At 71.5% G+C, this 20,621-nt stretch carries 19 protein-coding genes and 1 pseudogene; 10 read left to right on the forward strand and 10 right to left on the reverse strand.

Annotated elements, in window-relative coordinates:
* Window positions 1-39: 39 nt before the first annotated feature.
* Window positions 40-852, forward strand: coding sequence for an alpha/beta fold hydrolase (locus tag ACH4F6_RS15685; RefSeq protein ID WP_397960690.1), 813 nt, complete (start codon window positions 40-42; stop codon window positions 850-852).
* 273 nt (window positions 853-1,125) lie between these two features.
* Here the strand turns inward: ACH4F6_RS15685 and ACH4F6_RS15690 are convergent.
* Window positions 1,126-1,497: pseudogene (locus ACH4F6_RS15690) on the reverse strand (TetR family transcriptional regulator); the annotation flags it as partial.
* 112 nt (window positions 1,498-1,609) lie between these two features.
* Between ACH4F6_RS15690 and ACH4F6_RS15695 the strand changes: the two are divergent.
* Window positions 1,610-2,314 carry an antibiotic biosynthesis monooxygenase gene (locus ACH4F6_RS15695; protein ID WP_397960691.1) on the forward strand — a complete coding sequence of 235 codons (705 nt, stop codon included), beginning with the start codon at window positions 1,610-1,612 and terminating at the stop codon, window positions 2,312-2,314.
* Between the two features lie 540 nt (window positions 2,315-2,854).
* On the opposite strand, the gene ACH4F6_RS15700 is transcribed toward ACH4F6_RS15695, so the two are convergent.
* Window positions 2,855-3,757 (reverse strand): GNAT family N-acetyltransferase, encoded by a 903-nt coding sequence (locus ACH4F6_RS15700; RefSeq protein ID WP_397960742.1) that lies wholly within the window; start codon window positions 3,755-3,757, stop codon window positions 2,855-2,857.
* Between the two features lie 334 nt (window positions 3,758-4,091).
* Between ACH4F6_RS15700 and ACH4F6_RS15705 the strand changes: the two genes are divergently transcribed.
* The gene (locus ACH4F6_RS15705; protein ID WP_397960692.1) at window positions 4,092-5,831 is read left to right on the forward strand and encodes a subtype B tannase; all 1,740 of its coding nucleotides are present in this window, start codon (window positions 4,092-4,094) and stop codon (window positions 5,829-5,831) included.
* A gap of 600 nt (window positions 5,832-6,431) precedes the next feature.
* The gene (locus tag ACH4F6_RS15710) at window positions 6,432-7,538 is read left to right on the forward strand and encodes an alpha/beta hydrolase family protein (protein ID WP_397960693.1); all 1,107 of its coding nucleotides are present in this window, start codon (window positions 6,432-6,434) and stop codon (window positions 7,536-7,538) included.
* A 120-nt stretch (window positions 7,539-7,658) separates the two neighbouring features.
* On the opposite strand, the gene ACH4F6_RS15715 is transcribed toward ACH4F6_RS15710, so the two are convergent.
* Together ACH4F6_RS15715 and ACH4F6_RS15720 are read right to left on the reverse strand one after the other, a co-directional pair.
* Window positions 7,659-7,829, reverse strand: coding sequence for a hypothetical protein (locus tag ACH4F6_RS15715; RefSeq protein ID WP_397960694.1), 171 nt, complete (start codon window positions 7,827-7,829; stop codon window positions 7,659-7,661).
* Between the two features lie 43 nt (window positions 7,830-7,872).
* Entirely contained in the window at window positions 7,873-9,363 is a 1,491-nt protein-coding gene (locus ACH4F6_RS15720) for an alpha/beta hydrolase family protein (protein ID WP_397960695.1), read from the reverse strand.
* A 288-nt stretch (window positions 9,364-9,651) separates the two neighbouring features.
* Here ACH4F6_RS15720 and ACH4F6_RS15725 point away from each other — a divergent pair, with 288 nt between their 5' ends.
* The 3 genes from ACH4F6_RS15725 (at window position 9,652) to ACH4F6_RS15735 (ending at window position 12,740) form a co-directional block, all read left to right on the forward strand.
* Window positions 9,652-10,941, forward strand: a complete 1,290-nt coding sequence (locus tag ACH4F6_RS15725; protein ID WP_397960696.1) for a sensor histidine kinase — start codon at window positions 9,652-9,654, stop codon at window positions 10,939-10,941.
* Window positions 10,938-11,600 carry a response regulator gene (locus ACH4F6_RS15730; RefSeq protein ID WP_397960697.1) on the forward strand — a complete coding sequence of 221 codons (663 nt, stop codon included), beginning with the start codon at window positions 10,938-10,940 and terminating at the stop codon, window positions 11,598-11,600. The genes ACH4F6_RS15725 and ACH4F6_RS15730 overlap by 4 nt, the downstream gene beginning before the upstream one ends.
* Window positions 11,601-11,879: 279 nt before the next feature.
* Window positions 11,880-12,740: a family 16 glycosylhydrolase gene (locus tag ACH4F6_RS15735; RefSeq protein WP_397960698.1), complete on the forward strand. Its 861-nt coding sequence runs from the start codon at window positions 11,880-11,882 to the stop codon at window positions 12,738-12,740.
* 76 nt (window positions 12,741-12,816) lie between these two features.
* Here ACH4F6_RS15735 and ACH4F6_RS15740 read toward each other — a convergent pair whose 3' ends face one another.
* The gene (locus ACH4F6_RS15740) at window positions 12,817-13,221 is read right to left on the reverse strand and encodes an STAS domain-containing protein (protein WP_397960699.1); all 405 of its coding nucleotides are present in this window, start codon (window positions 13,219-13,221) and stop codon (window positions 12,817-12,819) included.
* A gap of 111 nt (window positions 13,222-13,332) precedes the next feature.
* Between ACH4F6_RS15740 and ACH4F6_RS15745 the strand changes: the two genes are divergently transcribed.
* Entirely contained in the window at window positions 13,333-13,665 is a 333-nt protein-coding gene (locus tag ACH4F6_RS15745; RefSeq protein WP_397960700.1) for a helix-turn-helix transcriptional regulator, read from the forward strand.
* A gap of 123 nt (window positions 13,666-13,788) precedes the next feature.
* Here the strand turns inward: ACH4F6_RS15745 and ACH4F6_RS15750 are convergent, their stop codons facing one another.
* Window positions 13,789-14,235, reverse strand: coding sequence for an anthrone oxygenase family protein (locus ACH4F6_RS15750; RefSeq protein WP_397960701.1), 447 nt, complete (start codon window positions 14,233-14,235; stop codon window positions 13,789-13,791).
* Window positions 14,236-14,325: 90 nt separating this feature from the next.
* Here ACH4F6_RS15750 and ACH4F6_RS15755 point away from each other — a divergent pair, with 90 nt between their 5' ends.
* Window positions 14,326-14,904, forward strand: coding sequence for a TetR/AcrR family transcriptional regulator (locus ACH4F6_RS15755; protein ID WP_397960702.1), 579 nt, complete (start codon window positions 14,326-14,328; stop codon window positions 14,902-14,904).
* 358 nt (window positions 14,905-15,262) lie between these two features.
* Here the strand turns inward: ACH4F6_RS15755 and ACH4F6_RS15760 are convergent, their stop codons facing one another.
* On the reverse strand, window positions 15,263-15,703 hold the full coding sequence (locus ACH4F6_RS15760; protein WP_397960703.1) for a VOC family protein: 441 nt from the start codon (window positions 15,701-15,703) through the stop codon (window positions 15,263-15,265).
* A gap of 495 nt (window positions 15,704-16,198) precedes the next feature.
* Between ACH4F6_RS15760 and ACH4F6_RS15765 the strand changes: the two genes are divergently transcribed.
* Window positions 16,199-16,420: a hypothetical protein gene (locus ACH4F6_RS15765; RefSeq protein WP_397960704.1), complete on the forward strand. Its 222-nt coding sequence runs from the start codon at window positions 16,199-16,201 to the stop codon at window positions 16,418-16,420.
* A 278-nt stretch (window positions 16,421-16,698) separates the two neighbouring features.
* On the opposite strand, the gene ACH4F6_RS15770 is transcribed toward ACH4F6_RS15765, so the two are convergent.
* From ACH4F6_RS15770 to ACH4F6_RS15780, 3 genes are read right to left on the reverse strand one after another with little or no spacing between them, the layout of a single operon-like run.
* A complete protein-coding gene (locus tag ACH4F6_RS15770) occupies window positions 16,699-19,041 on the reverse strand; it encodes an ABC transporter permease (protein WP_397960705.1) in 2,343 nt (780 codons plus the stop codon).
* A complete protein-coding gene (locus tag ACH4F6_RS15775) occupies window positions 19,038-19,727 on the reverse strand; it encodes an ABC transporter ATP-binding protein (protein WP_397960743.1) in 690 nt (229 codons plus the stop codon). The genes ACH4F6_RS15770 and ACH4F6_RS15775 overlap by 4 nt, the downstream gene beginning before the upstream one ends.
* Before the next feature lie 2 nt (window positions 19,728-19,729).
* Window positions 19,730-20,254: a PadR family transcriptional regulator gene (locus ACH4F6_RS15780; protein ID WP_397960706.1), complete on the reverse strand. Its 525-nt coding sequence runs from the start codon at window positions 20,252-20,254 to the stop codon at window positions 19,730-19,732.
* Between the last annotated feature and the right edge of the window lie 367 nt (window positions 20,255-20,621).

Here is a 20,621-nt window from a genome sequence, read left to right on the forward strand (position 1 = left end):
GGGCAGACTCTCGAAGGAACCGCGGAGGGAGGCCGGCCGATGGGACGGTACGTGCGCGCCGGTGGGCTGGACATCTGGACCGAGCAGACCGGCACCGGCCCGGACGTGCTGCTGATCGGAGGGCTCGGCGACACCGTCGAGTCCTGGCAGTTCCAGCTCGACGGGCTGGCCGACCGCTACCGGCTGACCGCCTTCGACAACCGGGGAGCGGGCCGGACCGCCATGCCCGAGGGCCCGGTCTCGGTCGAAGCGATGGCCGACGACGCCGCCGCGCTGCTCCGGGCCCTGGACATCCCGTCCGCCCACGTCGCCGGCTTCTCCGGTGGCAGCGTCATCGGCCAGGAGCTGGCTCTTCGCCACCCCCGGCCGGTACGCAGCCTGGTCCTGCAGAGCACCTGGTCGGCGCCGGATCCCTACCTGCGCCGGTGGGGCCTGTTCGTCCGTTGGCTGGTCGAGGCCGCACCGGACGAACGCGCCTTCCTCGAGAGCTTCTTCCTGGACATCTACACGGCCCGGGCGCACAACGACGGCACGGTCGACCGGTTCATCGAGGACGCGCTCGCCTTCCCGCACAAGCAGACGACCGAGAACCTGAAGCGTTTCCTCGATGCCGTCCTCGACCACGACACGACGAAACGTCTGCCGGACATCGACGTGCCGACGCTGGTACTCGCCGGCGGCCGGGACACCACCAGCCGCCCCGAACTCTGCCGCGCGGTCGCCGACGCGATCCCCGGCGCCCGGTTCGCCGTGATGGAGGAGGAGGCACACCAGCCCTTCCAGGAGGTCCCCGACGCGTGGAACGCCCGCGTCGACGCGTTCTGGCGCGAGACCGGAACTCGCACCGCCTGACTGCCGAGCCGGCCGTGCGGGGGCCGCCGACCGCCGTCATGGCCGATGACCACACGCGTCACTTCAACGGGACAGGCCGGCTCACGGTCTTCACCGGTACGGACACGGTGATCGGCCGGACCGTGGACGTGGACGCCTGGGACGAGGCAACGGGCCGGGCCGGTTCGCCTGTCCGGTGTCAGGAACCGCAGGGGCCTTCGTCGCCGTGAGGCCGTTCCTGGACACCTTCGCCTGATCGCGTCGATCCGGCCCGGCCGCCGCACCGGACCGCGGTCACGTATCACTGCGGTTCTCACGGCGCAGGAGTGCCAGTTGCTGACGGACGGCGGCGGTCACCCGCTGTTCGTCGTCGGTGGCGAGAAGGTCGAGCAGCGCCCCTCGCAGTACCGCCAGCATCAGGGTGCGGCGGGCGACGCCTTCCTCGCTGTCGCGTTCCGGCGCCGACTGGCATGTGGCCAGGACGTCGAGCCAGTCGTCCACGGTGGTCCTGGCGAACCCGGCCCAGGGTCCGTCGGGCTCGACGAGGGAGCGGGCGTACGCCTCGGCCCACAGCCGCAGCAGCGGGCGGTGCTCGTCGGCGGCGAGCCACGTCCACACCTGTTCGGCTGCGACAACCAGGCCGGCCGGGCGGTCGGCCTGGCGGAGGTCCGCTCAGGGCCCCTTCCGCACGCCGCTCCCCGCGAGGACTTGACCTCAACCTTGGTCGAGGTCGGAAGGTGGTGGGCGCACCGAACGACCCCGATCACTGGAGGACGGCATGACCCGACGCACCGACACCCATCCCGACCTCGGCCTTCCGGACGTCCGGGCACCCTTCTTCAGCACCTGGCGCGTGGGCACCCCCGAGCGGCAGCGGCAGGCCGTCGAGGCGATCGCCCGCACCTGGGAGCGCCGCCCCTGGCCCACCGGTGACCTGCGGAGCTACCACCTCTACACCGGCCACGACGGCAGCACCCTGCTGCACCACTCGCAGTGGGCGAGCGAAGCGGCGTACGAGGCGTTCGTGAAGACCCACCGGCAGGAGCGCGTCGACGAGATCGACACCGCGGTGCCCGGCATCGAACGGCTGCACCTCGGACGGTACCGCTACTACCGCGGCGACACCCGGCGGAACGGGACCGCGCCCGTCCCCGGGTGCATCGTGATCGTGGACATCGAGTTCGAAGGGCCCGACCCCGAGCGGCAGCGTGCTTGGGTGGACGCCGTCTTCGAGGCATTGGCGAGCGAACCGGAGCCCCACCCCGGGGGTATCTCCGCCCACTTCCACCTCAGCACCGACGGCACCCGGGTCCTCAACTACGCCGAGTGGGAGAGCGCCCGGGACCACGTCGACGCCCTCGCCGCGCCGGGCGACGGCGTCGGCTCGGCGACGGCGCAGTGGGAACGGGTGCAGAACTGGCCCGGACTGAAGAGCAGTTCGGTCAACCGCTACGATCACGCCCTCGGCCTCGTACCGGACTGAACCCGCTCACACCGCCGGCCTCACTGCTCCGTTCAGAACGAGTCGGTGTTCGGCACTTGGCAGTCGGGCTTGCTGTTCGTGTCGGGATGATGCTCGCTGAGGGCTGGTGCTCGACGTCCCGGTCGGCGGGGTGCCCGGGGTACGAACTGCTCCGCGCTGACCTGCTGGGCCCGGACGACCGTGCCGTGGACGGCTCGCACGTCCGGGCCCTCAAAAAAAGGGGATCACGTCAGCGCCTCGCCCGTCGGTACACCGCGCCGATCGACACGACCGGCGGCGGACGGTTCCGGCGACTCACCGTGCGCCTTCCCCCGGCCTGCGCGCAGCGCCTGTTCGACGCCCGCGAGGCCGGGGCCGGGCGGTAAGCCACGGCTCGATGGCGTCGCTGTGACGGCGGAGCCTCGCCGTCAGCCCCCGCAGCGGCCCGGACTCCGTGACGCGCCGGGCGGCGCACCGCTGGACCGCGAACACCGCACCGCCGACCTGGAAGTGTGCCCGAACCAGAGGGAAGCAGGGGAACGGGTCCAGACCGTCGCCAGGTCAAGCGGGCGGCTTGCGGTATCGCACGTACTCGTTCTGCCGCCGGAACCCCACGCTCTCGTAAAGGTCGTAGGACCGGTGCGGATTCGCCGTGCCCGAGTACAGCCTGGCGGTCGTTGCACCCCGCCCGTGAAGGCTTCGCGGCCCGTCCAGCAGCAGGGCCCGGCCGATCCCGAGGCGGCGCTGGTCCGCTCGGACACCCAGCTCTTCGACCTCGCCCACGGTGCGGTCGTGACGGCGGAGGGAGCAGAGGGCCACGCCGAGCATGTCCTGCCCGTTCCACGCAGCTCTCCAGCATGCCGGGTCGGCGGTGTCGACGAAGCCCTGGAAGGACCATTTCTGAGTGAAACCGGTGTGCGCACACGAATCGACGACCGTCCTCCAGGCTGCACGGTAGTGGCTGGTCCCGATCGGCCCCGTCCGTGTCCCGGCCGGCAGTTCGCCGGCCGGATCGGGCAACTGCTGCAGATCGCCCAGCTCCAGCTCGACCAGGCTGAAGGCACGTCGGTAGCCGGCTGCGAGCAGAAGCGCCGTGGCGTCCTGCTCGGAGACCGTGGCGTTCGCGCCGATCACTGCGGTCCGCGCCGTTCCCTGTTCCTCGACGAGCTGGCGGATCCGCTCTTCGGCCCAGCTCGGCATGGCTGACCCGATGCCCTGGTGGCGATGCTCGGGCAAGAGGTGGCCGCGGTGCAGGTGGAGCCACGTATCGTCCCGCTCCTGCCACCACCGGATCGTCGCGTAGCCGACGACGCTCCCGTCGTACGCCACCAGGATCTGGTTCTTGGACGGCTCCTCCAGCTCGGCGGAGGCTTCGGCGATCTCGGCCGCTGTCGGGAGCCCTTCCACAACCGAACGGGCGTCGACCCGGTCCCGTTCGGCACACCCCAGCCGCACCGCGGCCAGGGGGCCGTGGTCTTCGTCGCCGCGGTACGGCCGGAACCCGGCCGGCGAGCGCTCCGCCGGGGCTGTACGGAGCCCGCCGGCGGCGAAGGCGCTGCGGCGGTCGCACGCGGGACGAGGGGCAGGAGCCCTGTCCGGCGCCGCACACGCGCCCGTAAAAATGTCTGCGAGATTGCTGTCTGTATTGTTAACAATCTTGTAGCGTGCGTCACGCTTCGGCCCCACGGCCCTGGGCGAAGCATTCGATGCTCGATGAGGGAGACCCATGCAGAAGCTCTCTGCGTCTTTCGGACGCGGTGCACTCACTCACCCGGCGGGTACGGGCTCAGGAAGCCCTGTGACCCGCGGCCGCCTCCTGAGCGGCATGGCGATCGCGAGTTCTCTCGTTCTCGCTGCCGTCGCGGTGCCGACCTCCGTCGCGGCGGCCGCTTCGGGAGCGGCCCCCTCCAAGAGCAGCGGCCATGTCGCGGACCCCCAGGACTCCGCGCTGGACTTCGACTCCGCCGCCTACACGACGATCACCGTCACCGTGGACGGCCGGCCGATGAACGTGCGCTGGTACAAGGAGATCTGCTACGTCGCCCACCCGGTCGCGGCGGCGGCCCAGCAGCCCGGCGGCCCCGGCGGCGGCACCACCACGATCCCCAACACCGCCTGCGGCTACCAGAGCATGAACGTGTTCGTCCCTGAGAGCGCCTTCGGCGACCAGCGGACGCCGCTCTACTTCGCGGTGAACAACAGTGGCTGGAAGGCCAGTTACCTCAGGGCGAGCGTGACCGACGGCACCTCCTACAACAGCTCGACGAGCAACGTCGGCGCCGCGCTGAAGGCGGGGTACGTCTTCGTCGACGTCGCCAACCGCAGCCGCGGACTGGTCGGCGCCGACGGCTCGTCCCCCGGCAAGGCCCCCGCGGCGGTGGTCGACGCCAAGGCCGCCGTGCGCTACCTGCGCCTCAACGACGCCACGATGCCCGGCAGCGCGGAGCGGATCGTCATCAACGGCACCAGCGGCGGCGGCGCACTGGTGTCGATCCTGGGCGCTTCCGGCAACAGCGCCGAGTACACCCCGTACCTCGCCGCGATCGGCGCCGCCGGGATCGACGCCAAGGGCCGCAGCACCCTGCGCGACGACGTCTTCGCCGTCAACGCGTACTGCCCGATCACCGACCTCGGCAACGCCGATGCGGCCTACGAGTGGCTGTACAACGTCCTCGCCACCCGCGACACCACCGGCTCGAACCCCTCGCCCGAGGACGCCACCGCGATAGCGGCCGGATTCCCGGAGTACGAGAAGAGCCTCGGACTGCGCAACCCCGACGGCACCCGGCTCACCGCCGCCACCCTGCTCGACACCATCAAGGAGGAGGTCGTCCGCTCCGCCGAGACCTACCTGAAGGCGGATCCCGCCCACACGATCCCGCCGCTGGGCGGCACCTTCGAGATCACCTCCGGCGGCCCCGGAGGCCCTCCCACCACCAAGTCGTACGTCAACGACTGGATCGACGTCGACGACGCCACCGACACGGTGCGCTCCGTCGACATGGTGAGGTACCTCGCCTTCGTCGCCACCCAGGCCACGCTCAAGACGACCCCCGCCTTCGACGCCGTGGGCGTCAACGGGAACACCACCAGCGGCACCGAGACCGACCTCTTCGGCCCCCCGACCCAGAAGTACATGAACTACACCGAGTACAGCTGGAACCACAACGACGTCGCCGGCGACGGCAGCGGCCTCGACGACACCGGGCTGACCTGGGACCAGTACACCAGCAGGAGGAGCACCACCGTCGACGACCAGGTCCACCTGATCAACCCGATGGACTTCGTCGGCACCAGCGCCGACACCGCGCCGAACTGGTACGTCCGCCACGGCACCCGCGACCGCGACACCGCGTTCACCGTCTCGGTCAACCTGGACCGGGCACTCGCCGCGGACAAGCAGGTCAAGGACCTGAACTACCAGCTCGCCTGGAACCAGCCGCACGCCGGCAACTACGACGTGCCCGAGGCCATGGCCTGGATCGCCAAGGTCGTCCGCAACGCCGGCGACCCGCTCGCCTCCGGCCGCCGCGGATAGCCGACGCCCTGGCACACCGTGGTGCCGGTGAGCCCGACCGCGCGGCCACGCACCTCCGGCAGACCGTGCACGACGCACCTGCCGTGGATGCGGGGCCCGCGGTCGCGTCCCGCACCGGCGGAGCCTCGTTCTCCGAAGAGAACCTCCGACAGCCGGACGAGGCACCGGACCGGTAAGGGCCGCGCACCTGCGGACGAAAGGTACCGCCGCGCCGTCCTCACCCTGGGAGCGGCAACACTGAAGAAACTCAGTGTCCCTCCTCCGCCCCCGTGGTGGCGCACGTACCGCGCCTGGCGTCGCCGGACACCCCGCCCGGCGCTTTCCCGTCGCGCGCCACCGCACCGGTGGGGGCGAAGACGGCGATGACGCCGCTTGGCGTCAAACGATCCCTTACCGGTGGCCATAAGAAGCTCACAGCCGTCGCGCCAAGTGATCTACAGTGCAAGGGACTTGACGATGATCAGGCCGGATCATGGCAACTGTTGTGCCGAGTCGCACGCCGGCCGCGGAAGGAGTCCCATGCCTCCCGTACGCCCCACGCGCCGATCACTCATGGCCGGTGGCCTCGGAGTCGTTGCTGCCGCCGCCGTTCCTCTCCCGGTGTCCGCGCCCGCCGCCGCGGCCGGCCTCCTCCCCATCCTGTTGGCCGGGCCGACCGGGCCCGCCCCGGTGGGCGCCGTGGAACTGCACCTGGTCGACCGGTCGCGGACCGAGTCCGCGTCGGGCACGAGCCGGCCGCGCGAGCTGATGGTGACCGTGCACTACCCGGCCGCCGACGTGCGCGGTCACGCGCTGCTGCCGTGGCTGCCGCCGGGGGCCGAGCGGGCGCTGAAGGCTCGCTTCCAGGGGGCCGTGGACGCGTACGCGATGCCGTGGACGCACAGCGCGCAGGGCGCGCCGGCCAGGCCGGGCCGCCGGCCGGTCCTGCTGTACTCGCCCGGCTACACCTCGGACCGCACGTTCAACAGCCTCGTCGTCGAGGACCTGGTGTCCTGGGGGTACGTCGTGGTCACGGTGGACCACCCGTACGACTCGGGCGAGGTCGAGTTCCCGGACGGCCGGGTCGTGACCCGGCCCGATCCCGACCCGGTCGACCGGCCGGCGGCGGTCGCGGTGCGCGCCGCCGACCTGCGGTTCGTCCTCGACCAGCTGGCGGTGCTGCATCGGGGCGACAACCCCGACGCGGGACGCCGCCCGCTTCCCCGCGGACTCCGCGGGACCCTGGACCTGGGACGGACCGGCGCCTTCGGGCACTCCCGGGGCGGCGCCGCGACGGCCGCCGTCATGGACCTGGACGAACGGGTACGGGCCGGCATCGACCTGGACGGCGCCCTGTACGGGCCGGTGGTCGAACGCGGTCTCGACCGGCCGTTCCTGCTGATGGACACGGCCGTCCACGACGGCCTCGGCCAGGACACCACCTGGCCGCCGTTCTGGGACAACCTGCGCGGCTGGCGCCGCTGCCTGCGGCTCGCGGACGCCGACCACAACGCGTACACCGACATCGTGGCCATCGCACCCCAGGTGCCCGAGCCGGTGAGACAGGGGCTGCAGGCCGGCACGATCCCCGCCGACCGCGCGGTGGCGGCCGTACGGGCCACGGTCCGGGCCTTCTTCGACCTCCAGCTGCGCGGGCGCCCCGACACCGGAGGCCTGTTGTGGGGGGCCTCCCCGCGCCACCCGGAGATCGGGTACATCGCCGGGTAGCGAATTCGGACGGGCTGCCAGCGGCCACGCCGTGCGGGTCACCCGCAGAGGCTGTCCACCGCGCCGACAGCGCGACATGCGGATGATGCGGAACCGTTCCTTGCGGGTGCTTCGGCCTGCTCACTTGGTCCTGTTGGTCCTGTTGGTCCTGTGGGCTTTCGTGCGGGCCGGGCGGTGGGACCCGGTGCCGGTCCCGACGAGGGGGGCGCTGAAGGTGAGCCGGTCCACGATCGCCGCGTGGAGCCGTGGGTCGGTGAAGGTCGTGGGCCGGCCCGTGAGCGAGATCGACACCGAGGTCGGATGCCGTCTGCTCCAGCACTTCGACCACGGCTGGTCAGCGGCTGTTCTCCGGGTGGTGGACGCTGAGGTCGCCGTAGGCCGACAGAACGCCGGCCAGGTCACCGGGTCGGTGCCGCAGGGTGGTGTCCAGGAAGGCGAGAGTGGTGGTGGCGACGACGTGCGGGCTCTCGGTGCGGCCCAGGGAGCCGACTGCCGAGGGCACAGGCGGCAGGTACAGGGGAGCGTCCATGAAGGTGAGGTGGGCGGCGCCGGGGATGGTGAGCCGGTAGCTCGTCGCGGTGCCGAGCCCGAGGGCCTCGGTGAGGCGGGGGAGGTAACGCGGGTCGGTTCCGGGGGTGATGGCCTGGGTGAGGGCGAGCGTCGGCTGGTGGAGGGAGGGGGAGGCGGGGCCGTGGGGGTAGCCGTCCAGATCGATGACGGCGTCGAACCGGCGGTCCTGCCGGGCTGCCTGCAGAGCGGCGGCACCCCCCATGGAGTGGCCGGCGACCGCGACCCGACCGGTGTCCAGGCGTCCGGTCAGCGGACCGGTGATCTCACCTCGGCCCGGACGGTCCAGCTGGGTGAGGACGAAGCTGAGGTCGGCGGCCCGGACAGCCGTCCAGCCGACCGCCAGCTCGTCGTCCTTGCCCCGGTCTCCGGTGGAGGCGATCCTGGTGTGGATCGTTCGGCCGTCGGCGAGGACGACGGCGGCGGAGTCGTACGGGTGGTCGAGGGCGGCGACCACGTAGCCGTGGCTGGCCAGTTCCTCCGCCCAGGCGGTGTTCTGGGTACGCACTCCGCCCGACCCGGGAGAGAACAGCACGACCGGGAACCGTCCGCCCCCACCGGCCACCGGGGCGTCGACGACCGAGCGGGTGCGGGCGCGCGGGACGCCGTCGACCAGGAAGCCGGGCAAGCCGGCCTCGCGGGCGAGGGCATCGCAAACGGTGCGCGCCTCGTGTTCCGTGCGCCCGAGGTACCGGGCCCGCGGCGCGCCTGCGGGACTCCTCTGCGCGGGATACCAGAGCTGCACCACGACCGTGCGCCGGTCGTGCGGATCCGCGGTGAAGCTCTCGGGGCGGCGCGGGTCGGTCCACTGCACCACGAGGGTGCCGACCGCGAAACGGCCCGACGGCTCGGGGAACACGGGGACGGGAAAGGCCCAGGCGGCCACCGGACCCGCGGCGATCAGGCCGACGCAGGCCACCGACCCCGGCAACGCCAGCCACCATCGGGCCCGCCGCGCCGGCCGGCCGGTACGGCGTCGCAGCAGGGGGGAGAGGGCGAACGGCAACGCGACGGCAGCGCCTGCCAGTACCGGCAGCATCTGCCAGCGGATCCCCACCCCGCTCAGCACGGTCGCGGACAGCACGAGAACCGCCCCCGCCGCGATCGTGACGCGTGGGCGGACAGCGGGGGGAAGCCAGCGCGCCACCACCAGAGCGACGGCACCCGACAACACCAGGAATTCCAGAGGGGACATGTACAGCCCCGCGATGATCTCGGTCACCCGGCCATCCTCGGGGCGGGGCACGCGATGCCGCATCGGTCCCGGATCGCCGTCGTGTGCACCCGGAGTCGCAATCGAGCACGCCGGGTGAACGGCCGCTCTGCGACCGTGGAAGGTAGCGGGACTCCTCCTGCGGTCGTACTTCGGCGTGGTGCCGTCAGACGGTGGACTCATGTGCTTCGCGGGTCCGCGGCCTACCGTGACAGGGCCGCGGTGCACACCGGGAGCGCGGGGTGCGGGTTCCTCGTGCCCGACCCGGTTCCGGCTGTCCGCGGTGGTGGCCCGGCCGGGGCCACCAGGATGCCGAACCGACAGGGACGTGCGATGACCGAGGCGGCCGCAGAGCCCGGCAGCGCCCACTCGGCGCGCCACCGGGACCGCGCGCGGCGGGCGAGGACAGCCGTGCGGCTGACGGGGTACGCCGGCCTGGCCTCCGTGCGAGCGGCGCGACCGGTGAGAGCCGCCCGGCGCTGGAGCCGCCGGCTGCCGCCCATGGTGGGGGACGCGCTGTTGCCGGTGCTGCTCCTGCTCAACATCATGACCACGCGCGCGCCGCGAGAGCTCCCGGTGGCCGTGGTGCTCACCGCCGCCCTCGCGCTGCCCCTGGTGTGGCGGCGCCGGGCCCCGCTCACGGTGTTCGGTGCCGTGGCAGCCGCGGCCTTCGTCCAGTGGCTGATGGACGTCCCCCTGCCGGCGGACGTCGCCTTGCTGGTGGCTCTCTACACGGCGGCCGCGAACTCGGGCCGGCGCGGCACGCTTGTCGCCGGTGCCGTCGTGGAGGGCGGGGCCTTGCTGGCCTGCCTGCGCTGGGCGACGGGAGGCGCGTTCCTGACCCCCTTCGTCGCGGTGACCGCGATGGTCGTCGCCGCCGCCGTCCTGGGTGTGAACGTGCGGACCACGCGCGCCTACCTCGCGGCCCTGGAGGAACGGGCCGCACGCCTGCAGCAACAACAGGACCAGCAGGCGCGACTGGCCGTCGCCGAGGAGAGGACACGGATCACCCGGGAGATGCACGACATCGTCACCCACAACCTGTCCGTCATGGTCGCGCTCGCCGACGCCGCCGTCTACGCGCAGCACCGGTCGCCCGACAAGGCCACCACCGCGATGCTCCAGATCTCGGAGACGGGCCGGCAGGCCCTGACCGACATGCGGCGCTCGTTGGGCATCCTGCGGACCGGCGAACCGGACGCGGAGCGCCACCCGTTGCCCGGCATCGCACAACTGCAGACCCTCGCCGACCAGATGTGCGCCGCGGGGCTGCCGACCCGTGTCGAAGTCCGAGGCGGCCACATCCACGTACCCGCCACTGCGCAACTGACCGTCTACCGCCTGGTACAGGAAGCCTTGACCAACACCCTCAAGCACACACCCGCCGGCACGCACGCGAAGGTCCGGATACGGTGCTCGACCGAGACCGTCACCGTGGACGTCACCGACAACGGCCCCTGCCCGCCACCGCCCGACGCCGCACCATCCGGCCACGGCATCCCCGGCATGCGCGAGCGCTCGGCCGCCTACGGGGGGAAGCTGCAGGCCGGACCGCTTCCGGGCGGTGGCTGGCGAGTCCGTACCCGCCTCTTCCTCGGCAGCAGCGGAGCGGCGTCCGCATGACGATCCGCATCCTGATCGCCGATGACGAAGCGCTGCTCCGCATGGCCTTCAGCACGGTCCTGGAGGCTCAGCCCGACATGGCACCGGTCGGTGAAGCCGCGGACGGCGTCCAGGCCGTACGCCTCGCCCGGGAGCTGCGTCCCGATGTCGTCCTCATGGACGTCCGGATGTCCGGGACGGACGGGATCGAGGCGACCCGGCAGGTCATCCGGATCTCCCCGCAGAGCAGAGTGCTGATCCTCACCACCTTCGACCTGGATGAATACGCCTTTGCCGGGCTCAGCGCCGGGGCCTCGGGCTTCCTGCTGAAAAACACCAGGCCCGAGGAATTGCTCACCGCGATACGCAGCGTGGCCGCGGGCGACGCGGTGGTCTCCCCGCGGATCACCCGCCGCCTGCTGGACAACCTCCGCCCGCACATCCCCGACGGCGACAGCGCCGGCCGCGACGAGCGGCTGGACCGGCTCAGCGCCCGTGAGCGCGAGGTGCTCATCCAGGTGGGCCGCGGCCTGTCCAACACCGAGATCGCGGCCACCCTGTACCTCGCGGAGGCGACCGTGAAGTCCCATCTGGGGCGCATCCTGCAGAAGCTCGAACTCCGCGACCGGACACAGGCCGTGATCTTCGCCTACGAAAGCCGCCTCATCCACCCGGCATGACGCCGCCACAGCGTCGGACCTCAGCCCTGACGGCCCCTCCCTCGAGGCCGGCCGCATGTCAGGTGCGGGTTCTGCCCGGGAACCAGACCGAGCGACTCCGGTGCCGCTCCGAGCGCTTGGTGAGAAGATCCAGACATCGTCCTCATGGTCTCCCCGGCTCGACGGCGGGCCTACCCGGTCACGGCCGCTTCATCGCCCCGCCCGGCCAGGCGCACCAGGCCCTTTGTAGGGTTCGTGCCATGGCAGTTTTCCGGTGAGGGCTCGTTCGGGAGCAGCGTGGTGAACCGACGGATCAACCTGGCACTCGTCCTGGCCCTGGGCGGCCTGCTGGGCGCCTGCGGCACGGCTCCGACACAGGCGCACCGCCCGGCGCCGGCCGGGGAGAAGCCCTTCTGGCAGGCCGAGTTCGACGGAGCTGCGGGAACCCGCCCGTCGGAGAGGTCCTGGAACACCGAGACCGGGAACCGGGGGGCCGAGGGGTGGGGCAACAACGAGTTGCAGTACTACACGGACGACGCGGCCAACTCCGCCCTCGACGGTGCGGGGCACCTCCGGATCTCGGTGCGTCCGGCTCCGCCAGGGGCCGAACTCCCGTGCTTCACCGAGGAGTCCTGCCCCTGGACGTCGGCCCGCCTGACCACGGAGGGAAAGGTCGCACTGACCCGCGGACGGGTGGAGGTCCGCGCGAAGATGCCCACGGGCACGGGGCTGCTGCCCGCGATCTGGATGCTGGGCGACAACGGGGTCGAATGGCCCGGGCAGGGTGAGATCGACATCTGCGAGGTGGTCGGCGGAGAACCGCGGACGGTGTACGGCACCGCCCACGGGCCGACCTACTACAACGAGAACGGGATCGGCGAAGCCGCCACCCTGACCGCCGACGCCTCGGCGGCCTTCCACACCTACGCCGTCGACAAGCAGGCGCACCGCATCACCTGGTCCGTCGACGGAAAGCCGTACTTCACCCTGACTCCGTCGAAGCTCCCCTCACCGCGCGACTGGGTCTTCGAACAGGACATGCACCTGCTGCTCGACGTCGCCGTCGGAGGCGACTGGCCGGGCCCGCCCGACGCCTCGACGCCGTTCCCCGCGACGATGACCGTCGACTACGTCCGTCTCTACGGCGAGGGCCACGCCTGAGAGGCCGGGGCCCGCAGTGCCGGATCGCGGGGAGCGCGCGGGTCCGCCGCAGGGCTCCGGTCAGGAGCCGGGGCCGTCACGAGACGACGGCGTCGTGGACCGTGTCCCTGATCTCCAGGAGCTGGTCGACTCCGCTGATCGCGCAGAGCCGCTGGACCTGCGGGGACGGCGCGACCAGGCGCAGCGTGCCCGCCTGGTGGGTGAGGATCAACAGATTCAGGAAGGTCGAGTCCGCGAAGGTGACGCCGGAGGCGTCCAGGACCACCTTGGGATGCTCTCTGGCCGCATCCTTCAGCGCGTCCGCCAAGGACGTGATCGAGTCCATGTCGTAGGCGCCGCGAGCAGTGATCACGCAGGCCCCGCGCCGTTCGTACTGCAGCACGTCGGTCGGCTGTGAGGCACGCCCGGTGGTCTGTTCCGGCGGCGGCGCTTCGCCGGTGTCGCTCATGAGGGTCGGCATGACGGCCTCGTCCCACGGCACCTTCGGGCTCCTCCCTGTGGCTCTCCCTCGCGGGAGAACGCGTCATCTGTTGCACGAAAAGTATGTCATGTAACCGGCTTCCGGCAACACTGGTCCTCTAAAATGCAGGACATGGTTGGAGTGCCGGAATCACACACGGGATGGACGTTCATCACCAGTCACGCGCGCGTCCTGGCGGCCATCGCCGACGACCCGAACGTCCGCATCCGTGACATCGCCGCCCACTGTCGGCTCACCGAGCGCGCCGTCGCGCGGATCATCTCCGATCTCGAGCAGGACGGTTACCTCTCCCGCACCCGCGAGGGGCGCACGAACACCTACCGCATCGAGCCGGGCAAGGTGCTGCGCCACCCGGCCGAAGCCGGCCTCCCCGTGGCCTCCCTGCTCTCCCTGCTCGTGCAGGACGAGACCGAACGCACCAGGACACCGGCCGCCCACCACTGACACGCGACAAGCATCGGCACGCAAGTGCGATGCGCCGGTTCGGTGTCAGTGGTGGGTTGCGCTCCGGCCCTGGCGCGCTCGACGCGCTGGAGAAGGCCACCGGCGCGGTGCCGGCCCGCGGGCTCAGGCGAGGGCGGCGACCAGCAGGGTGAAGGCGGCGATGATGACGGCGACGCGGACGTAGTGGTAGCGCTCCCAGCGGTGCAGCTGCTCCTTCCAGTCGGCGGGCCGGTTCTCCGGGGTCCAGGCCTTATTCCGGTTGTTGATCGGGACGAGCAACAGCATCGACATGACCACGCTGACGATCAGCAGTCCGGCGGCGGCGACGACGAGTCCGGCGCCGGGGTGCTGCCATCCGGCGACGGCCCAGACCGCGCTGAGGACGAGCGAGCCGATGTACCAGAACGGCATCAGGGCGCCGAGCATCCGGCCGCCGTGGGCGTGGCCGAGCTGGCCGCTGTCCTCGGGGAGCGCGTCCAGGATCCGGTTCATGAGGAAGGCGACGGAGAACTCCACCCCCACCATCAGGCCGACGACGACGGTGGTGACGACCTCGAGCGTGTTGAACATGGCGATCCCTCCGTGAACTAGCGTTGCTAGCAGATAAGGCAACGCTAGTACTGCTGCCGCTCGATTGTCTAGCAGTGCTAGGATCGATGCATGTCCGTACAGGAACGCAAGCAGCGCGAACGGGCGGAGCGCGAGCGCCTCATCGTGGCGACGGCCCGCGAACTCGCCGAGCAGCAGGGCTGGGACGCGGTCACCACCCGCCGGCTCGCCGAGCGCATCGAATACAGTCAGCCCGTCCTCTACAGCCACTTCCGCGGCAAGCGCGAGATCATCGGCGCCGTCGCCCTTCAGGGGGCCGCCGAACTGGCCACGGAGGTGCGGGCCGCGACCTCCGCCGCGGACGGCCCGCGCGCCCGGGTCGCCGCCCTGGCCCGCGCCTACCTCGACTTCGCCGCACGCAACCCGGCGGTCTACGACGCCTTGTTCCAGCTCGACGGCGGCCTGGCGTACGCGCGGGAGGACACCCCCGAGCCGCTGAAGGACGCCTTCGCCGCCCTGCTGGAGACTCTCGACGAGGTCGCCGGCGACGGCGTCCAGCCGGGGCTGTTCACCGAGGTGTTCTGGGCGGCCCTGCACGGTCTGGCGACCCTGACCCGCGCGGGCCGCCTGCTGCCCGAGGACGCCGAGCCGAGGGTGGAGCTGCTGGTGGACCGGCTCGCCGTGATCTGACACACCGTCCCGGCGGACGCGCGGCCGGGGTCTGCGAGCCCCGCTGCCTGCCTGCGGCATCGCTTCCGCGCCGGGCGAGCCGCTGCTGCAGCCGCGCGAGGGCCGCTGCCCGGATCCCGGGGAACGCGGCCGTCATGGCCGTGCCCTGCCCGGAGCGCGGAGGTATCCGTCCGTCCGCGTACACGGCGAGCTGAGCGCGGCAACCGTCGTTCCCCGGACTTCGCCGTGTCTCGTGAGACACGGCGGCGGGGAGGTGCCGGCTCGCTTCGGGGACGGACGGGACGGGCGTTCGTCGCCGTCCTCCTCGTCCGTCCAGCGGATGGTCCTGACGGCCCGCAGGTCGGCCGCGGAAGGGCCGTCAGCCGATCTGTTCGGCCAGGGCGAGGATGATGCCCGAGGGGCCGCGGAGGTAGCAGAGGCGGTAGATGTCCTTGTACCGCGCTACCTCGCCGATGAGTTCGGCGCCATGGGGGCGCAGGCGGGCGATGGTGTCGTCGATGTCGTCGACGGCGAACATGACCCGGTGCAGGCCCAGCGTGTTCGGCGGCGGGTCGTACGATCCGCCGCCGATCGCCGCGGGGGTGTGGTACTGCGCGAGCTCCAGCTTGCCGTGGCCGTCCGGGGTCCGCATCATCGCGATGTCGCTGCGGACTCCGTCGAGTCCGACGGCCTGGTCCGCGAAGAGGCCCTCGATCTGCGCCTTGCCTTCGACCTCCAGGCCCAGTTCGGTGAAGAAGGCGACGGCGGCGTCCAGGTCTTCGACGACGATGCCGACGTTGTCCATCCGCTGAAGCGTCATGACGGTTCTCCCTCTGCGTTGCGCGGCACCTTGAGGCCACCGGTATACCGAGGACGGAGCCGGCGGACCAGTTCGACATCCCGGCCGGCGCCCCCGCCACCGCCCGGATCGCACCACCAGCGCACCAGGACCCCGACGGCCTCGTCAGCCGGCGGCTCAACACCGTCGGCGCCGAGGACGCGCAGGGCTGCGAAGACGACATCACGGGCTGCGAGAGCTGACGCCGCGTCAAGCGGAGGAGCCGCGATCCCAGCCCGTCCGCGCGTCGGTGGCGAAGGCGCGCACCGCGGCGTCCGGATCGGCCGGCAGCAGCGCCGGCGCCTCACGACGAGACGGGGAGGGGCACATCAGGAAGACCAGTCGTCATGCCGGGCGGGACGACATCTGCCGACAGGACGTCCTCGGACACGTCCGGCCGTACGATTCCTTGATCACGCCTGGGCGTGCCGGCCGAGGGGCACGGGTAGGAGAAAGCGCAAGGAAGGAGGAGCGCCGATGAGTGAACGTCCGGACCGCGAGTGGCTGGCGATGACGCCGGCGGACTTCGACCGCGACGTCCCGCTGCGTCTCGACGTGAGGACGGGACCCACCCCTGTGCCGGCCGAACCCGACGAATGCGGCACGGCCCCCCTCTTCGGCAAGGAGCCGCCCGCCCGGCAACCGGCCCCGCGCGCCAGAGGCCGGACCGCCCCCGTGGAACAGGACGAGCTGTTCTGACCGAGCGGACACAGCGGCCGTCACCCGCTCACGCACGGACACCGGCCGCGAACGCGGACAGGACCGACGCGGTGAGCCCGTGCCTCCGAGCGCTGCCTGATCGTTGTCGGCGGGCTCCCGGCCGACGCCGTCTGATGGCGTGCTCGCCTCGACGGCGGATCCTGCTGTACGCCGAGGGTGCCCTGACGGCGACTGTGCTGATGCCGACCGGGCCTGCCTGCGTGCGGGGGTGGGCTCCTCCTGGCAGGAGGAGCCCACTTCGGGGGACGAGTGAGGGGTTACTCCGTGCGCAGGCCTTCCGGGCGCATCATCCGCAGCAGCGGCGGCAGGCTGAGCAACGTGACCACACCGACCACGGCCGCGCCCACGCCGGTCATGGTCAGGACGCTCGCCCAGTCCATGGCCACCGGTGTACGGGTCATCTTCAGCAGCACCGAGCCGAGGGTGACGCCCGCCGTCGTGGCCAGTACGAGGCCGAGTCCGACCGGGAGGGCCGTCTGCCACAGCACCGACAGGCTCAGCGTGCGGCGCCGGGTGCCGAAGGCGACCAGCGCGGAGAGCAGCTTCCTGCGCTCGCGCAACTGCTCCAGCTGGGAGACCAGCAGACTCGCGCCGATCAGTGCCAGCACGAAGGCGGAGCCGACGGACAAGCCGGTGCGGATGGAGGCGTACTTGGCGTTCTCCTGGGTCGCCGACCAGCTGTAGGCGCCTGCCAGGGGGTCGATCCGGGCGACGACGTTGCGTACGTACTCCCGTGAGTCCGGCACCGACGGGTCCAGACGCAGGTAGACCCCGTCCGAGAACAACGCGGGCGCGGCCTTGGCGGGCAGGGCGGCGGGGGTGACCAGCAGACCGTTGGCGTCCTGCAGCGAGTCCTTGCGCGCGTCCACCCCCCGCACGTTCGCCGGAACGGTCCAGGGCACCTCGATGCCGCGTTCGGCGTCGTCGTACGACGGGTCGATGTAGAGCTGCCGACCGGGCTTCACCACGGCGATCTCGTCGGCGTTGCCGGGGGAGGCGTAGTGGCTCCTCGTCCGCGTGATGAACACGTCGCCGTCCTTGCAGGAGGGAAGCGTGGCGAGTTCGCGCAGGGCGGTGCAGTCACCCACGGTCAGGCCGTTGCTGTTCCGCGGGTCGCGACGCGCGTCCCCGTACTGGGAGACGGCCAGGGCCACTGCGGCCCGTACCCCCTTGGTGCCGGTGAATTCGCGCTCGACACCGGACAGCGGCTTGCGGTCGCTGAAGTCGACCTGCATCTGGACCCGGCCGGGGTCCTTGCCGGTGGCCTTGGTGTACTGGCTCTGCGTCCCCGTGAACAGCATCTGCAGGGAGATGGCTCCGGCCACGGCGACGGCGATGCCGTTGACCATGCGTGCGGCGGTTCCGCTGCTCAGCTGCAGCCGCCGTACCGCGAGCTGCCAGGACAGCGCGCCCTTGCCCAGGCGGACGACGACCGCCTCCACGACCCAGGGGAGCAGCGCGGTGATGCCGATCAGCAGCAGCACGCCGCCGATGACGAGGTACTGGTTGAAGTCGCCGTTCTCGCGGCCCTTGCCGATCATCGGGTAGAGCATCGCGAGGCCGGCCAGCGGCGGCAGCAGCCGCCACCACAGCCGGCGGCGGCGCTGCTCGGCCGCGCGCACGACGCCGAGCGGTTCCACCACCACGCCGCGCATCGCGAGCAGCGTGACGAGTACGGCGGCGACCGGGATCGCCACCGCGACCAGCGCGGCGAGCACGGGGGAGGGATCGAGGTAGCTGGGCCAGACGCTCACGCCCAGCACCTCGGCGGAGCCCAGCGTCTGACGGCCGAGGAGGAAGAAGCCGGTGCCGACGACCAGACCGAGCAGGGCTCCGGCGAGTGCTTCGCCCGCCGCGATCCGCCGGGTCGTGTGGCGGTCCGAGCCGACCAGGCGCAGCGCGGCCGGCCGGCGGTCGCGGCGCTCGCCGCCGAAGCGGACGGCGGCGGCGATGAACACGGCGACCGGGGTCAGCAGCACCACGAACACGACCAGGACCATGAGCAGCAGCACCGGGTCGGTCTTCTCGGGTGTCGCGTCCGGGTTGCCGTACTCGGTCAGCCGGTGCACCGGGGAGAAGTCCGTGAGTCTCAGCCCCGAGGCGCCCGCGTAGTAAGCCAGTTCGTGGGAGCCGATGAGCCCGCTCTCGCCGATCGTGCCGGTGATCCTGTAGGGCAGCCGCTCCCGCAGCAGTTCGGCGCCGTCCGAGGCGAGCAGGTCCTTGAGGGCGGGGGAGACCACCATCTCGCCCTTGCCCGGGAAGCTGTCGACCCCTGGGGGCAGCGGCGCCCGTCTGCCCTCGGGCTCGACGAGCCGGCCGCGGACGTCGTCGTCGTGCCAGGTGGTGTCGGTGGCGGCGATCAGGAAGGTGTTGTCGGCCTTCGGCGGGGCCTTGTCGGAGTACGTGTGGTCGAAGCGGGCGTCCTCCACCTTGTGGCGGGCGGCGAACACGTTGGGCAGGGCGGTGCACAGCAGGAGCAGTGCCACGCCGAGGCCGACGCCGACGGCGGTGAGCGTCATCCGGACCCAGCCCTCGCGTCCGCCGGTGACGGCGAAACGGGCCCCCAGGGCCAGGTCCCTGCCCCACTGGCGAGGACTCATACGGCGCGCTCCATGTCCCGGGACCTGCCGTCGCGCACGACGATCTTGCGGTCGGAGTACGCGGCCACCCGCGCCTCGTGCGTGACGAGGACGACGGCGGCGTTGGCGGAGCGGGCCGCTTCGGTGAGCAGTTCCATGACGCGCTCGCCGTTGAGCGAGTCGAGCGCGCCGGTCGGCTCGTCGGCGAACAGCACCCGCGGGCCGGTGACCAGCGCCCGGGCCACGGCGACCCGTTGGCCCTGGCCGCCGGAGACCTCGCCGGGCCGCTTCCTGCGGACGTCGTCGACCTCCAGGCGCTCCATCCAGCCGAGTGCGGCCCGCTCGGCCTCCTTGCGGGAGGAGCCGTTCAACCGCAGCGGCAGGGCGACGTTCTCCACACAGGTCAACTCGGGCACCAACTGACCGAACTGGAACACGAACCCGAACTCGGAGCGCCTGAGCGCGCTGCGCTCGGTGTCGCTCATGGTGGTCAGCTCACGCCCGTTGTACGTGATCGAACCGGAGTCGGGCGGCACGATCCCCGCGAGGCAGTGCAGCAGCGTGGACTTGCCGGACCCGGAGGGGCCCATGACGGCGACGACCTCGCCGGGGTGGAGGGAGAACCCGGCGCCGTCCAGCGCGTGGGTCGGATCGTACGCCTTGCGCAGGTCGTGCGCGCTGAGCAGGGAACCCGGGGGAGGGGACATGGTCATCGGGTCACAGCCTCACGGAGTCTGTCGAGTCGGGCGGCGGTCAGCTCCAACCAGCGCAGGTCGGCTTCCAGGTGGAACAGGGCGTGGTCGCAGACCAGCTGATCCGCCAGGTCGCCCTTGCGCTTGCGGTCGGTGAGGATGCGCATGCTGCGCAGGTGCTCGGAGCGCTGGGTGTCGAGGATCTCGGCGGCGTCGCGCCGGGTGAGCAGGGCGAGGACGACCTTGGTGTAGAGGGTCGACTGGAGGTGCTCCTCCGGCTTCTCCGGGGTCGCCAGCCACCGCTGTACGTCGGTGATGCCGGCGTCGGTGATCGCGTAGCGCTTGCGCTCGGGACCGCCGCCCGCCTCGATGCCGTCGACCTCGACGAGCCCGTTCTTCAGCAGCCGGGACATCGTCGAGTAGACCTGGCCGTAGTGCAGCGGCCGGTCGTGACCGAACTTCTCGTCGAAGGCCCGCTTGAGGTCGTAGCCGTGGCGCGGGCCGGTCTCCAGGAGCCCTAAAAGGGTGTGACCGGTGGACATGACCCGCGCTATACACATCGTGTATACGCGGTGTGTGTACACGGAGTGTGCGGTTCGTGGCAGGAGGTGCGACGGCGCAGGTGGGGAAGCCGGGAATTCCGCTCGTCACGGTTCGAAGACAGGTAGTCGGCTTGTCGTCCGACCTTGTCTTCGTGGGGGCGGGGAGGGAACAGGCGGTCTTCGGATCCGTCAGGTGCTCCGCTGTGTGCCAGGACTGCGGTGCGGAGTCGGAGTGCTGGGGAGTCCAGGCCCTGACGGGCGGCCGGTTGCGATGGGACGTCGAGTCGTCCTGTTCCGCCTGCGGATTCTCCGTAGCCGTGTGCGGTGGCGAGGTCCCGGCTGAACGGCGGGACCAGATGCTCTCGGA

Source organism: Streptomyces sp. NPDC017936 (assembly GCF_044328485.1).
Taxonomy (GTDB): Bacteria; Actinomycetota; Actinomycetes; order Streptomycetales; family Streptomycetaceae; genus Streptomyces.

Excerpts from the sequence above, each read along its gene's own strand:
- ACH4F6_RS15685 (WP_397960690.1), top strand. The coding sequence starts at position 40 with ATGGGACGGTACGTGCGCGCCGGTGGGCTGGACATCTGGACCGAGCAG.
- ACH4F6_RS15695 (WP_397960691.1), top strand. The coding sequence starts at position 1,610 with ATGACCCGACGCACCGACACCCATCCCGACCTCGGCCTTCCGGACGTC.
- ACH4F6_RS15720 (WP_397960695.1), bottom strand. The coding sequence starts at position 9,363 with ATGCGGCATCGCGTGCCCCGCCCCGAGGATGGCCGGGTGACCGAGATC.
- ACH4F6_RS15725 (WP_397960696.1), top strand. The coding sequence starts at position 9,652 with ATGACCGAGGCGGCCGCAGAGCCCGGCAGCGCCCACTCGGCGCGCCAC.
- ACH4F6_RS15730 (WP_397960697.1), top strand. The coding sequence starts at position 10,938 with ATGACGATCCGCATCCTGATCGCCGATGACGAAGCGCTGCTCCGCATG.
- ACH4F6_RS15745 (WP_397960700.1), top strand. The coding sequence starts at position 13,333 with ATGGTTGGAGTGCCGGAATCACACACGGGATGGACGTTCATCACCAGT.
- ACH4F6_RS15750 (WP_397960701.1), bottom strand. The coding sequence starts at position 14,235 with ATGTTCAACACGCTCGAGGTCGTCACCACCGTCGTCGTCGGCCTGATG.
- ACH4F6_RS15755 (WP_397960702.1), top strand. The coding sequence starts at position 14,326 with ATGTCCGTACAGGAACGCAAGCAGCGCGAACGGGCGGAGCGCGAGCGC.
- ACH4F6_RS15760 (WP_397960703.1), bottom strand. The coding sequence starts at position 15,703 with ATGACGCTTCAGCGGATGGACAACGTCGGCATCGTCGTCGAAGACCTG.
- ACH4F6_RS15765 (WP_397960704.1), top strand. The coding sequence starts at position 16,199 with ATGAGTGAACGTCCGGACCGCGAGTGGCTGGCGATGACGCCGGCGGAC.
- ACH4F6_RS15770 (WP_397960705.1), bottom strand. The coding sequence starts at position 19,041 with ATGAGTCCTCGCCAGTGGGGCAGGGACCTGGCCCTGGGGGCCCGTTTC.
- ACH4F6_RS15775 (WP_397960743.1), bottom strand. The coding sequence starts at position 19,727 with ATGTCCCCTCCCCCGGGTTCCCTGCTCAGCGCGCACGACCTGCGCAAG.
- ACH4F6_RS15780 (WP_397960706.1), bottom strand. The coding sequence starts at position 20,254 with ATGTCCACCGGTCACACCCTTTTAGGGCTCCTGGAGACCGGCCCGCGC.